This window comes from Bradyrhizobium sp. WSM2793 (assembly GCF_000379585.1).
Taxonomy (GTDB): Bacteria; Pseudomonadota; Alphaproteobacteria; order Rhizobiales; family Xanthobacteraceae; genus Bradyrhizobium.
Genome location: NZ_KB902785.1, coordinates 105,260 through 118,695, shown reverse-complemented (window position 1 = coordinate 118,695; position 13,436 = coordinate 105,260). Strand labels below are relative to the sequence as shown.

Below are 13,436 nucleotides of genomic sequence, written 5' to 3'. Positions count from 1 at the left end.
CGGTCTATGGACACGGACGGATGAGGTGAAGGGAGGCGGTATCAGGCAGTTCTTCCGGAACTCCCGTTCGTTTGTGCTGGGGGCGGGGATCGGATCGGGCATGGCTGCGAGAGCGGCCGAACGAGCAGGAGCAGATTTCGTGCTTGCGCTCAATGCCGGCCGATTTCGCGCGATGGGCGGTTCTTCACCCGCCTCAATCCTTCCGATCCGCAATACCAATGAATTCGTGGCCGGCTTCGGTCGGACCGAGATCCTGCCCAGCACGAAATTGCCGGTATTCTTCGGCGCTTGTACCTTTGATCCGCAGCTCGATATTGATCGTTGGCTCGATCGGATCAGCAGATGGGGTTTTTCGGGGGTCACTAACTTCCCTTCCGTCATCCACATTGATGACTACAGGAGGTCGTTGCTTGAGAAATGCGGCCTAGGTTACGCCCGCGAAATAGAGCTGCTGGTGAAGGCGGCAAAACGTGGCCTGATGACGATCGCCTATACTCGAACCCAATCCGAAGCAAGGCGCATGGTTGAAGCTGGTACTCAGGCCATCTGCATCAACTTCAATCTCAATCGTGGCGTTGAAAGCGCATCCGACCCATCGATTAGCCTGTCGGAGCTTGCCGCGCGCACGAGCGCAGTCGCGCGTGTGGCTCAATCCGTCGACCGAAACGTGATCTGCCTACTTGGCGGCGGGCCGATAACGAAGCCTGACGAACTCTTGGATATCTGCGGCGAAACGGGTGTCAAGGGCTTCATCGGGGGCTCCTCGCTCGATCGCGTCCCGCTGGAGATGTCTGTCCTTGAGGTCACTTCGGGATTCAAGACTCTTCACTTGTTGCGGGAGAAGGTGGATCTCCTTGAGCGCCAACTTCAGTTGAGCGGCTTCAGGCACGGCGTCATCGCACAGTCCTCAATCATGAAACGCGTTCTTGAGACCGCAAAGCGGCTCGCTTCCCATCCCAGTCCTGTGCTCGTTTGGGGCGAGACCGGCTCGGGCAAGCGAAGGATAGCCAGCCTGGTCCAGGCCTTCAGCGACCGCAAGCACGCGAAGGCAGCGCTGTTTCAATGCCGACCCGGCTTGCCCATCGATACGGTCGGTGCGCTTTTTGGGGCCGAGCGCGATCAGAGCAGGAGACGCCAACTGTCGCTGCTGGAAAGTGCAAACGATACGACCGTGTTGCTGCTGCATCTCGATCAGCTTTCGCGTGATGGGCAGGAACGGCTTGCCGATTACCTCGAGACCGGTAGTTTCGCGCCCTTGAATGGCGCATCCATTGTGCGCTCCAGTGCTCGAATCATTGCAACTGCCACGGTTGCTCGCGGGGCGGGCCTTCAAACGGTGCTATGTCCCCGGCTGCTCGGCTTGTTTTCGGGGCTCGACATCAAGCTACCTGCCTTGCCAGACCGACTGGAGGACCTCCCTCAGCTGGTTCAGCATTTCACAGTCGAGGCGAAGGGGGATTCGAATGCCCAAACGCTGGCGATCGAAAATTCTGCATTTTTGGCGCTCGCTGGCCATGATTGGCCCGGCAATTTAAGGGAATTGCGTCAGATCGTGAACCAGCTCGTGACGCTCCCAGATGCGCATATCAGCGCGGGCGTTCTGAGGCCGCTGTTGAACGCGACGGCACCAGGTAAGCCGAAAAATGCATTCTCCGAGCGGGAATGGATCATAGAAGGCTTGAAACGAAACAGACTTCATCGCGGAAAAACAGCCAGTTCTCTGGGGCTTTCAAGAAAAACCCTCTACAACAAAATCAAGAAGCTGCGGATCTTGGAGTAGCAGTCCCGGTGTTCACATTGCTCAAGCTAGCCGCCTCGAAGCGGTCCAGTCCAAAAGCGTGAACATTGGTAATGACGACCGGGCGCGCCAAGTGCGCTGCGCTAAGGCTCACCATACGATTTCACGTTCGCTAAGCCGATTGCTGCCGTGGAGCTGTGCTGATCTCGGCTGAACCACGGTCGGCGCCATTGCTGGGCTTGCGGAGCTTTCGTCCACAGCATCCCGTCGCACCATACGTGCTCCACGCGGCCCCACTTGCAGGCGGCTGCGAGATTCGGGAAGAACCCACGTCCATGGTGATTTGCGCTCGTATTGCAGAGCAGCGGAATTCCTGTGAGCGCTTCGTATTCGACCAGAAGCTCGGCGACTTTGTGTTGAGAGGTCCTGCAGATCGTCTGCAGTCGCGCAGATCCGTCGAGATGTACAACAGCGGGGATTTTGTCCCGCCATTCAGATCGAGTCTGATGATCGAAAAGCATATAAGGATCCGGCGTTCCTGGACTGAAAATATCCGGCGCGCGATCTTCCAGGCAGATCGGCGCCACAGGCCGGAAGTGTTCGCGATGCTTGATGTCATTGAGATAATCCTTCATTCCCGGCGATGTTGCGGCTGCGAGAATGCTTCTGCTACCCAATGACCGAGGTCCAAGCTCGGCGCGGCCGGCAAGAAAAATCACAGGCTTGTCGCTGGCGAGAATAGTCGCGAGTTCATGCATACCACACGGCGCCGCATCCCATTCGGGCGGCACATCGCTACGTTGCAGCGCCGGACCACTGTATACCGACCACTGCAACGGCACGAAACCTCCGTCCGCTACCATTGCGCAACAAGCTGCACCGATTGCAGAGCCGCTGTCATTTGGAAACGGCGGCACCCAGACAGCATCGAACAGGCCTGCCGACCGTATTGCACTATTCCATTTGATATTGAGGCCGCAGCCGCCCGCTATGCACAAGTTGCGCGCAGCAAAACCCGAGTGCCGCTGCAAAGCACTCGCCATCTCCCGCACGAGCAGACGCTCGAGGAAGCAATGAAAGGATGCGAGCACATCTTCGGGCGCCTTGGCCTTCAACCGCCGTGCGCTAGCATCGAAGAAGTCGTGAACGGTCGCAAGCTCAGTCTCCATGCTCTTGATGTCGGTACGGTAACTCACACGCTTCGTGTCAGCAGCAAAGCGCTCCTCATAGAGCTCCTGAAAGACCGCAACGATGTTTTCATTGACAGAGCCGAGGCCGATATAGGCCATCAGCTTGCCGGCGACACCCAGGTTGAGCTTGCCGGCACCTCCCGGATCCTGCTTGCCGGGGGCACCCAGGTCCCAATTGGCGCGGTTCGCTCGCTTATACGGCCCAAAGTGAAGGCCCGCAGCGGCATAGACGTGCCCAATCACCGGGAATAGACACTCGATAAACCGGGTCCCCCCGCGTTCTACATGATAGAGTCGTGGAAAGGTGCCGCCATCCCACACGAGGCAGAAAGCAGGCTGTCCAGCCCTGGCAAACGGGCTGGTGCAGTATGCGGCGGCCACGTGGCTGGCAACGTGCGGATAGCTCTTGTACGGGAAAGTCCTGCCATCGAGCCTAAGGCCAAAGCCGTCGCGTGAGGTGAGAAGGCCCTCGGCATGGCGTTCAACATAGGACGCGCCTTTGAGTGTGACAGGTGCCGTTCCGCTGAGGACCTGGTACTGAGACTCCACCTGCCCCACCCAGCCGTCGACGACGAATTGATCAATGTCCTGCACATCTAGACCGTGTTCCGCCAAAGCCATGACGATTGCATCGAGATTGTCGATCGTTTGATAGCGCGGATTGTTGTTCCGCTTCTCCTGCTCGATGCAAAAGATGAGCCGTCCGTCCTCGATCAGCGCGATCGCTCCGTCATGCGTCAGCTTGATACCGCAGATGCGCATAATACCTCCACTTTAATGCCAGCAATTCGATCAGTTAAAGATCAAGTCTGGACCGAGAGCACGCGAGTAAGCAATCGTCGTGGCCAGACTCTTCCTCGCGCCGCACGGCGGGATCCCTTCGTAGTTTCAAAGAGCGTGCCAACAGCCAGTGCTGCTTTCTTTTGCTTATTCCTATCCAGGGCGTGTCGCGTAGAGAACGGGATGTCCTGACACCGACAGTGGCGTTGCAGATGCTCCGTCTTGCTTCGATGACGCATCGCAATTTTTGTCAGCGCGCGAAGCCGCGTTATTTAATGCGATGGAGAGCCGTGGATTCGAGATCGGCTGTTTGCGGCCTCTCCGGCCAACGCCCTCCGCGCTTAGGCGCCAAGCAGCGTGATTAAGGAGGGCGATGACGCGTCAGGACACCCGCGCTTGCGTGGAATCTCCGATAGGCGCTGGGGAGCGGGACGGTACGCAGCTTGTCCTAAGAAGCGGCAGCTGCTCGGGGATACGTTGATGCGTCGCACGGAGCTGCGCGCCGAGTAAGTTCGAACGCCGCGAATACTTCAGGCCACACCCGTCTTGATCGAGGCATGCTATGTATCGCTTACGACTGTGCTGCGATTTGAGCGAGCTGAGCCTCTCTGCGCCTGGAGTCTACACGGCGCGAGACGACTGCAATTCCCTTTCGCCGCGTTCGGACAATCTCGCCTGAGACAATCGTACCCAGACTATAGAATGTCACATCGACTATGAGATCTGGTCACCGTATGCAACGATAGAGTTAGAAATCTGGCTTCGCCCGGCCAATTGGGTCACCGACGAACTCCAGCATACCGGGCGTCACGCAGTTGCATCGCGGTGCGCTTTGTGCACTGTTCCTGGTCGAGAGTATCCTTGCGCGCTCATCATACATTGTGATGCCTAAGGTGCTTTTTGCCCTGAAGCCGCACTGTAGCTCGATGCGATCGTGTGCCTCACTGTTCCTCGACAACGCACGCAATATTGTCAGCCTTTACTCCTCCCGCTAAACTGGTACGTGCTCCTCAGCATGAGTGAGAAAGCTCAGGTCAGGCGCTTTATCGCGAGCAGACGGTCTTGCCGTTACCGGAACGTGCGTTCTGGCAATCAACTTCTCAGATCGAGATTCATAGTGAACGACGACTGCTTGATGAGGGACATCCGCGAGTTTCTAGGCCTCTGGCAGCGAACCTTCAACGGGCATACGCCGGATCGCCTGGTTTCGTTGTACACAGATGATGCGATCCTGCAGGGTACATCGAGTGCTAAGCTCTACATCGGGGCCAAAGAAATAGGCACTTACTTTCGCGGCGGCGCTACCGTGAAAATGGAAGTATGGCACTCTGTCACGTTGGCGCACAACGTTGTCCTGGTTGTGGGAAGCTATGTCTTTTCACAGGTATCGAAAGGCCATCAGAAATCGACGCCGGCGCGGTTCACCTTCGTACTACGCCGTCAGGACGGCACGTGGAAGATCGTGCATCATCACTCATCTGCCAGCCCAGATTGAAAGCCGAACCAAGCTACGCGGTGTCGCAGAGTTTGGGACTGGAGTAACAAGCTCAAGCGCTTCTCAGGATTCTACCCATACAGCTGTAGGGGTAGTCTTGCCGCTCGCGCTCAGGGGTTTTTACGAACTTGCTAGGTTGTAGGCGGTTCCTCTTTAAGACGAGAGGCGGCTATACAAGTTCTTCGGCTCTTCATTTTCGCTATGTGATCTGACGACCATCACGTAGCGGAGGGAGCCTACCTGCCGGCTATTGCTCTTCTTTTTGATTGATGCGTTCACGTCGGCAGCGCAAAGGAGCGGCAGTAACGCTTCTGCCGAGCCAGTTATGGCACCGCACCTACGATCCGACCCAATGCGCAAACAAGCGCTCTAGATGGCATGCGTGCGAAAACTTCTGCTCTGCTTCGCCACTTTCTTGGCAAAATTACCCAGATTTACCCAGTGTGAGCAACTGACGTCAGGTTCGACCAACCTGCAGTCGACTAGGCTTGCCGAATTGAGCCCATCGCAGAGTGGGTCTGCCCTTGAAATTACAGGAGCGCCCAGTGTCAGTTGTCCCGCCCACACCCGCCCAGTTGCGAGATATCGCCTCACAATGCGGCCTTTCACTTACCGAGAAGGATATCGTTTCCTTCCGCGGACTTATCAACGAATCTCTCGAGGCCTACAGATACATCGAGGCCGTCCCGGACGAGCTGCCTCCGGTGAAATATGCACGCACCCCAGGGTATCAACCGCCGGCAGAAGAAAATCTGCACAACGCATGGTACCGCAAGGCGAGGGTCGAAGGAGCGCCGAGCGGAAAACTCAAGGGTAAGACCGTCGCTCTAAAAGATAATGTCATGTTGGCTGGGGTGCCAATGATGAACGGCTCGGCGACGCTCGAAGGATTCGTACCAGATATCGACGCAACCATTGTCACTCGCATGCTTGATGCGGGTGCCGAAATCGCAGGTAAAGTGCATTGCGAATGCTTTTGCACATCCGGCGGTAGCCATACCGGTGCGCTCGGACCGGTGCACAATCCTCATAAAATGGGCTACTCCGCGGGCGGCTCGTCTTCGGGTTCGGCCGTTGTCGTAGCGCTTGGCGAAGTCGATATGGCGATCGGCGGCGATCAGGGCGGCTCAATACGCATGCCATCGTCGTTTTGCGGTATCTACGGCATGAAGCCCACCTGGGGTCTTGTCCCCTATACCGGCATCATGCCCAATGAGCTGACGCTCGACCACACAGGCCCTATGACCGCAACGGTCGCCGACAACGCGTTGCTCTTGGAGGTAATTGCTGGAGACGATGGATACGATCCACGCATCAAAGCGCCGAAAGTCGAACAATACACGAGAGCACTCGGTCAAAGCGTCAGCGGATTGAAGATCGGCGTTCTGAAGGAGGGCTTCGAACAGCCGGGGGCGGAAGCTGGTGTCAATGGAGCAGTTCGTGAAGCGGCCAAGCGCTTCAAGGATCTGGGGGCCTCGGTTGAAACGGTCTCTGTACCAATGCACCTCCAAGGTGCCGCAATCTGGACGCCGATCGGCACCGAGGGCGCCACACAGACCATGATGTTCGGCGACGGCTTTGGTACCAGCCGATCAGACCTCTTTTCACTGTCACTCATGGACTTCCATCGAGGGTGGCGCCAGAAGGCGAACTCCCTGTCCGAGCAGGCCAAGTTGTTCCTGTTGCTCGGCACTTACGTAAACAACACCTACGGGCCGCGATTCTACGGCAAGGCTGTCAACGTCTCTCGCCGCCTGGGCGCAGCTTACGACAGGGTCTTTAAGGACTACGATCTCCTTCTTCTACCGACGACGCCGATGAAGGCGACGAAACTCCCTCCACATGACGCCAGCCGAGAGGAGTATATCACGCGCGCGACGGAGATGTTCACCAACACGGCTCCGTTCAACATCACGCACCATCCGGCGATGTCGCTGCCGTGCGGAATGGTGGATGGCCTTCCGGTGGGCCTGATGCTCGTTGGTCGCCACTTCGACGAAGCAACCATCTACAGGGCGGCACACGCGTTCGAACGGATCGGAGACTGGAAGAAGATGTGACTAGAGCAATGATGCCGGCCACAACGGACCACCGCGGCGTCCGCGGTACCTTGTGAAACTCTCCGCTTCGCCGGGATGACCGTTCTGACGATAGGCAAACACGTTGTGTGTTCCGATTTCTTCCATCGCGAATACGCGCTGGCTTGCCGACCGACCTGAAAGAAAGGCAAATCCATCTACAACCAAGTACGAGGAGGGTCAATCAATGCGTAGACTGTCGACTTACCTTTTTGCTACCGCCGCATTCCTGGGCGTTGCGGGTGGTGCGAGCGCTGAGGATGTCCTGTCTGAAGTTTCCACATTAGAGAACGAATACTTCAATAACTGGTCGCAAGGCGCCGAACAGGCCGCAAAAGCCCTCGGTCTAAACTATCGCATCCTTTCAGGCAAAGGTGATGCGGCAAAGCAAATCGAAATCTATGAGGCCCAATTTGGTGCTGGTGTCAGGATCACGTTCGGGGAGAATCTCGTTGCGGCCAACATAAAGCCCATCGTTGAGATGGCGAAGAAGGTCGGTGCCGTGCATGTTGCTGTTTGGGAGTCGTTGCCTGGTTTCCATCCTTTGGATGCGGGCGCCGACAACTATGCTTTTGCAACGTTTTTCTCGCCGGATGATGTCGAAAACAGCTACAGAATTGCCAAACTGCTTTTTGACAAGATCGGCGGAAAAGGCAATGTCGCGCACATCACTGGTTTTCCCGGGGTGGATGCAGACATCTCCAGAACAAAGGGTTTCGATAAAGCTCTAGCCGAATACCCCAACATCAAGGTCGTCGCGCGCCAACCAGGAAAATGGAATCAGGTTGACTCTCGCAAGGTCATGGAAGACCTGTTAGTGGCGCACTCCAAGATTGATGCTGTCTTCGGGCAAAACGACTCGATTGCACTGGGCGCGATGCAAGCCGTCGAAGACGCTGGTATGCACATTCCGATCGTCGGCCTCGACGGCAATCGAGAAACCCTCAAGCTGGTGAAGGAAGGCCGCATTCTTGCGACAATGGGCTTTACCCCACAGTGGCAAGCGGGTTTTGCGCTCGTGCGGGCATACGATGTCGCTAAGGGATTTAAGCCGAGCCCATGCGAACGCATGATGTACACGGGAGCGACGCTGATAACCGCTCAGAATGTCGACAAGTATCAAGCGTTTCTCTCCGGCGAGAAGCTTCCGTTTGATTGGAGGAAAATGTCGCGGGTCCTTCGTCCCAGCGATTGGGATGCTCAAAACCATGTGTGGCCGATCGACGTGAAGACGTACTGGGGCGCTCGCACGCCGGTCGGATACAAATTTCCGAAGGCTTATCAAGATGCCGTTGACTCCGGCTGCGTGGATCAGCTCAAGGCGGAGTATAACGATCACTATAAACAGCGAATTCCCGAGTGATCGCTTCGGATGCCCCTCCCTTTGGAGAGGGGCATCGTGTTTACCTCACGCTGACGGATCGCAAAAATGCTAGAAGTGTCGCTGGTTGGGCGCAGAGATAGCGAGCTATGGCGGCGTGCCATAACGATCTTCGTCTTTACAATCGCGATTATATCCTTTGGTGTCGCTGCTCCATCGTTCTTTACCGTCGCAAATATCAGGGCAATCGAGCTATCGAGTTCGGTCCTCTTGATCGCATCCATCGGGGCGACCTTCGTGATCCTGATGGGCTCTATCGACCTATCGATCGGAGCGGTTGCTAGCTTTTGCGGCATGCTGGTCGCCCGGCTAGCACCAGAGCTGGGTTTGTGGTCAGTTCCTATCGCGTGTTTGGTCGGCTTGGCGTTTGGTGCGATCAATGGGCTGGTCTATGTCTACCTCAGAATTCCCTCGATTCTGGTGACGCTTGGAGCAGCAACGACCATTTCAGGAGCGGTACTCTTCATTTCAGATGGCCGGTCCTTATCAGTATCGAACGCGGCTGTGATCGACATGGCCCAGGGCGCACTGGCCAATATGGTCCCCAACGCGGTACTGGTTTCGGCCGTGATCTACGGTGTTGCGATTCTCGTAGGTGATCGCACGCGTTTCGGACGAATGACGCTCGCGATCGGAAGCGACGAGCAAGTAGCCGCGCTCATCGGCGTTAAGGTCAATACGATCAAAATCCAGGCGTTTGCATTGTCCGGCTTTCTTGCAGGAGTTGCCGGAGTCCTGTTGGCCGCTCGTCTGGGATCCGCCACAGTCACAATGGGCAGTTATATGACTCTCGACACGGTCACCGCAGTGGTCGTTGGCGGAACTGCGATTAGGGGTGGGCTTGGCAACGTGCGCCTGACGATAATCGGAGTTCTTTTCATAACGATCCTTTCAGACGGCATGAACATTCTCGCCCTGCCGCCCTACCTACAAACAATCATTCAAGGGACCGTCATTCTGCTCGCTGTTCTTCTGAACACCAATCGCGCGAGCGCGGAGGACGTGAAATGAGCGGCGTGCCGACGCCCATCTACACGATGCGCAACGGGTCGAAGCGCTTCAATGGCATTTCCGTGGTCGAAGGGATTGATCTCGATGTATTTCCGAACGAAATAGTTGGCATTGCCGGAGAAAACGGGGCGGGCAAATCAACGACCCTCAAAATGATCGCCGGCATCCATACGCCGAACACAGGGAGTATGAGACTTTTCGGCAAGAGCTTCAGGCCGACAAGCTATACTAAGGCCGTTGAGGCCGGGATTTCGATGGTCTTTCAGGAGCAGGCCCTTATTCCAAGCCTAGCTGTCTACGAAAACATATTTCTCTCTTTAGAAGCCAACTTTGCCAATCCGATAGGCATCGTCGACAGACGAGCGATGACAGCCGTGAGCGAAAGACACCTCAAAGACCTCGGTCTTGACTACATCGACCCGTGCCGTCGCACAGGCGATTACGCTTTTCACGATCGGCAGATGATTGAGATTGCCAAGGCGTTCGTGTTGGCCGAGTATTTCCACATTGATCACCCAATCATCCTGCTCGACGAACCGACAGCTGCAATCGGCGAGCGAGAGATCCGAATTCTCTTTGAGTCGATTCGGCGGTACCGTCGTCGCGCGTCATTCGTACTCATTACACACCGTCTTGCGGAATACGTAGAGCTTTGCGACCGCATCTACGTGTTCAAGGACGGGCGAAATGTTGGCGAGTTCGCAGGAGAACAGATCTCCGAACAAAGCCTTCATCGGGCGATGGTTGGCCGAACGCGAGACGACGAATACTTCATGGAGAAGCGCCAGCTGAAGCTCGTGGGGGCGCCCATCGCGATCTCAGTCAAGGGTCTAAGCGGCCACAACGTCCAAAATGTCAGTTTTGAGGTTCGCAAAGGTGAGATCCTTGGAATTGGTGGCCTCGTCGGATGCGGCAAGGAGGCTGTAGCCAAAGCCATCGTCGGATTTGAACCCTTTCCCTCAAACGGCACCATCGAAGTGGGCGGCGAAGCGTTGCCACTTCGCGGACGGGGAAAAGCGGCGATCGTGCGCGGGATGGGTTTCGTCCCCAAAGAACGCAAGAGCGAAGGCATCGTGCCTTACATGTCGGTTCAAGCAAATATGTCTTTGGCCTCGCTTCCGCTCGTCTCGCGCCTGTCCGGCTTCATTTCGCGCTCCCGAGAACGGCTTCTCGCCGAAAAGTACATCAATCGCTTGCGTGTGAGATGCAAAGGGCCAACACAGCTTTGCCAATTCCTCTCCGGGGGTAATCAACAGAAGGTGGTGATAGCTAAATGGCTGGTCCGAAAGGTTCAGGTGCTGGTCCTCGACAATCCCACGCGCGGCGTCGATGTCGGCGCTAAACAAGAGATCTACGGCGTCCTGAGGGACTTGGCTGAGGAGGGCGTAGCTATTCTTCTGGTCACAGACGATCTGCCTGAGCTTATTGGAATGTCAAACCGCATCCTCGTGATGCGAGAGGGAGAAATTCAGTTCGTGTGCAACGCGCCTGCCGATAACAAGCCAACGGAGCAGGAACTTGTCCAACACATGGTATGAGCCGCAGACGACTGGGTCGAGATCAGATGTAGAAGTAAAAGTGCAGATCGCCCAGTTTTATAACCGTCACCGTCCCATTATAAATGCGATAGGGCCATTGTTGCTGCTGATGGCAATGGTCGCGGTGTTCGCGCTGATAAATCCGCGCTTCTTAAGTTGGATAAATCTTTTCAATCTGATGCGACAGTCCTCGATCCTGCTGATCGTCTCAACGGGCATCACATTTGTGATTCTCATGGGAGCGCTGGACCTTTCCGTTGGAGCCATCGTGACACTTGTGGCAATTTCGTCTGCGGTTCTGATCCGTGACTTTGATGTAGGTCCGGCCGGAATAGCCGTCGCTGCCGCTGGCATTGGAGCGCTGTGTGGCCTCGTAAATGCAGCGCTCGTCCTTCGACTACGGCTGCCTTCTTTCGTTGCCACACTAGGCACGATGACTATTCTTGGCGGCGTTTCCACGTGGATCAGCGGCGGTGGCAACGTGTTCTTTCAGAGCCCGAACCTCACGTGGATTGCTTCCGGTTCTGTGATCGGTCGTATTCCGAACTCGGGAGTGTTGGCACTTCTCATTTTTGTCGTCGCTTCGTTTGTCGGTGCGAGAAGCCACTTCGGAAGAGCCCTTTTTGCGATCGGCGGTGGTAGCCTAACTGCTCGACTTTCAGGGATTGACGTTCTTCGGACCAAAGCCGTCGCTTTTGTTGTCTCCGGAATGCTTTGCGGAGTAGCGGGCTTGCTACTTGTCGCTCGGACATCAACGGGAACTTCGCGCATGGGAGACGATCTGCTGCTCCAGGCGATCGCCGCAGTGGTGATGGGCGGAACCGCGCTATCTGGAGGTTCAGGCGGAGTCCACCGGACGTTGACCGGTGTTCTGGTGATCGCCGTGCTGCAAAATGGTCTCAATATCGCAGGCGTGCATACATACCTCCAAATCATGGTGACGGGCCTCATCGTAGTTCTATCTGTTACAATAACTCTCGATCGATCGAGGTTAGCCTTTATTAAATAGCGGAGCATTGTAGTGCCGATACGGACCGATAATTGCTTCCTTCTGACTCGCGCCATCTAAACGCGTGTTGGGGCGAAAAACAGGATCGTCGGCCGGATCATCCGAGCTGTTTGGGAAAAGGTGCGTCGGTCGACATCGCCCATTAGGCTGCTGATGGCGGTTAGAAGCGAATGGCGCGCCGAGAGCTCCGTTTCTAGATGCGTCAGTCGAATGCCTATCCAACTTGTTGCCGGCCCGATGTCATCAGAAAATGCCGATCTGTGAGAGGCAGCTCGCGCACATATTGCATCGGCGCGCGCATGCGAGTCCGGGAGTGGCTTCGGATTTGAAGAGCTGTCGGACCCGTCTCTCTCCGAAACATCGCCTGTGGAAGCACGCATTTGCCGCTGAGAAACCTTTGGAGGCAATAAGCTCGCCGGCGTGTTGTGCTGACGAATTATCGGTTGCTCTTTCACAACCGCGCGGGCCGGTCGTGCCGGCGGCCATCTGTTAAGTGAATCGTGCCAGTGCGACTCCGCAAATATCGCGTTTCTAGAGCCGTGGGAAGGTAACTGTCGCGTCAGACCTGGAAGACAGCTGCGCCTAATATGGTCGGTTTACCCAACGTTACCCGGACGCTGAGGTCGCGCGCCGTGACCAATCCGACATCATTTGAATAATAGCGATCGGCGGCCAGAATTCCCTTCTGATCTCTTGGGTCCGCTGGCAGACCGGTTCGTCTGCTTTCTCCCAAGACTTGAGCCGCTGCCGGAGAAATCCGGCAGCGGTATTTTTTGGAGCTTCACCACCCCCACTTTGCGGTCGAGATTTGAGGTGATCGCAGCCAGCCCGATGGACGGACAGCGTAACGATAGTTGTGCCTGATACAGCGCGCCCCGTTGCACCGTCGCATGTAACGAAAAAGACGGGCTACGAACAAGATCATGGGATGGAGGAGCACCGGAAAGGATGTGACAAGTGCATTCAGGCTCATCCGACGCTCGAAAAAGCCGACGAGTTCATCGAGTTAGAAGCGCGCGCTGTCCCGCGTCCCGATGCCGTGGACCCCCACCGCAAAATCGCGCGCTCGGAAATCTGCGATCCCGTGCGGTTCGTCAGCGGCGTCACCACGATCGCCTCCATATCCCTGTGAGAATAGCCGCAACGCAGTTAGACGGGGCCGTCTAGCTAATGCCTATTGCAATGCCAGCTGCGACTGATTCCGCCGATAGCGACG

Annotated in this window: 9 protein-coding genes; 8 read left to right on the top strand and 1 reads right to left on the bottom strand. The window is 56.3% G+C overall.

The genetic code is table 11. The annotated features are described in order from the left end of the window. Positions 1-25: 25 nt before the first annotated feature. Positions 26-1,780 (top strand): sigma-54-dependent Fis family transcriptional regulator, encoded by a 1,755-nt coding sequence (locus tag A3AS_RS0120255; RefSeq protein WP_026202174.1) that lies wholly within the window; start codon positions 26-28, stop codon positions 1,778-1,780. A gap of 101 nt (positions 1,781-1,881) precedes the next feature. Here the strand turns inward: A3AS_RS0120255 and nodU are convergent, their stop codons facing one another. Further along, entirely contained in the window at positions 1,882-3,690 is a 1,809-nt protein-coding gene (nodU, locus tag A3AS_RS0120250; RefSeq protein WP_018319389.1) for a nodulation protein NodU, read from the bottom strand. 1,135 nt (positions 3,691-4,825) lie between these two features. Here nodU and A3AS_RS0120245 point away from each other — a divergent pair. The 7 genes from A3AS_RS0120245 to A3AS_RS0120215 all read left to right on the top strand — a co-directional run bounded on the left by A3AS_RS0120245 (position 4,826) and on the right by A3AS_RS0120215 (position 13,352). Next, the gene (locus A3AS_RS0120245; RefSeq protein ID WP_018319388.1) at positions 4,826-5,203 is read left to right on the top strand and encodes a nuclear transport factor 2 family protein; all 378 of its coding nucleotides are present in this window, start codon (positions 4,826-4,828) and stop codon (positions 5,201-5,203) included. 545 nt (positions 5,204-5,748) lie between these two features. Beyond that, positions 5,749-7,263 carry an amidase gene (locus A3AS_RS0120240; RefSeq protein ID WP_026202173.1) on the top strand — a complete coding sequence of 505 codons (1,515 nt, stop codon included), beginning with the start codon at positions 5,749-5,751 and terminating at the stop codon, positions 7,261-7,263. A 205-nt stretch (positions 7,264-7,468) separates the two neighbouring features. Beyond that, a complete protein-coding gene (locus A3AS_RS0120235; protein WP_018319386.1) occupies positions 7,469-8,644 on the top strand; it encodes a sugar ABC transporter substrate-binding protein in 1,176 nt (391 codons plus the stop codon). 66 nt (positions 8,645-8,710) lie between these two features. Next, positions 8,711-9,673 carry an ABC transporter permease gene (locus tag A3AS_RS0120230; protein ID WP_018319385.1) on the top strand — a complete coding sequence of 321 codons (963 nt, stop codon included), beginning with the start codon at positions 8,711-8,713 and terminating at the stop codon, positions 9,671-9,673. Next, positions 9,670-11,211 (top strand): sugar ABC transporter ATP-binding protein, encoded by a 1,542-nt coding sequence (locus tag A3AS_RS0120225; RefSeq protein WP_018319384.1) that lies wholly within the window; start codon positions 9,670-9,672, stop codon positions 11,209-11,211. Before A3AS_RS0120230 ends, A3AS_RS0120225 begins: the two co-directional genes overlap by 4 nt. Before the next feature lie 40 nt (positions 11,212-11,251). Further along, complete coding sequence (locus tag A3AS_RS0120220; RefSeq protein WP_157644331.1) at positions 11,252-12,220, top strand: ABC transporter permease; 969 nt, start codon at positions 11,252-11,254, stop codon at positions 12,218-12,220. A gap of 928 nt (positions 12,221-13,148) precedes the next feature. Then, positions 13,149-13,352: a hypothetical protein gene (locus A3AS_RS0120215; protein ID WP_026202170.1), complete on the top strand. Its 204-nt coding sequence runs from the start codon at positions 13,149-13,151 to the stop codon at positions 13,350-13,352. Positions 13,353-13,436: the final 84 nt, after the last annotated feature.

Excerpts from the sequence above, each read along its gene's own strand:
- A3AS_RS0120225 (WP_018319384.1), top strand. The coding sequence starts at position 9,670 with ATGAGCGGCGTGCCGACGCCCATCTACACGATGCGCAACGGGTCGAAG.
- A3AS_RS0120215 (WP_026202170.1), top strand. The coding sequence starts at position 13,149 with ATGGAGGAGCACCGGAAAGGATGTGACAAGTGCATTCAGGCTCATCCG.
- A3AS_RS0120235 (WP_018319386.1), top strand. The coding sequence starts at position 7,469 with ATGCGTAGACTGTCGACTTACCTTTTTGCTACCGCCGCATTCCTGGGC.
- nodU (WP_018319389.1), bottom strand. The coding sequence starts at position 3,690 with ATGCGCATCTGCGGTATCAAGCTGACGCATGACGGAGCGATCGCGCTG.
- A3AS_RS0120230 (WP_018319385.1), top strand. The coding sequence starts at position 8,711 with ATGCTAGAAGTGTCGCTGGTTGGGCGCAGAGATAGCGAGCTATGGCGG.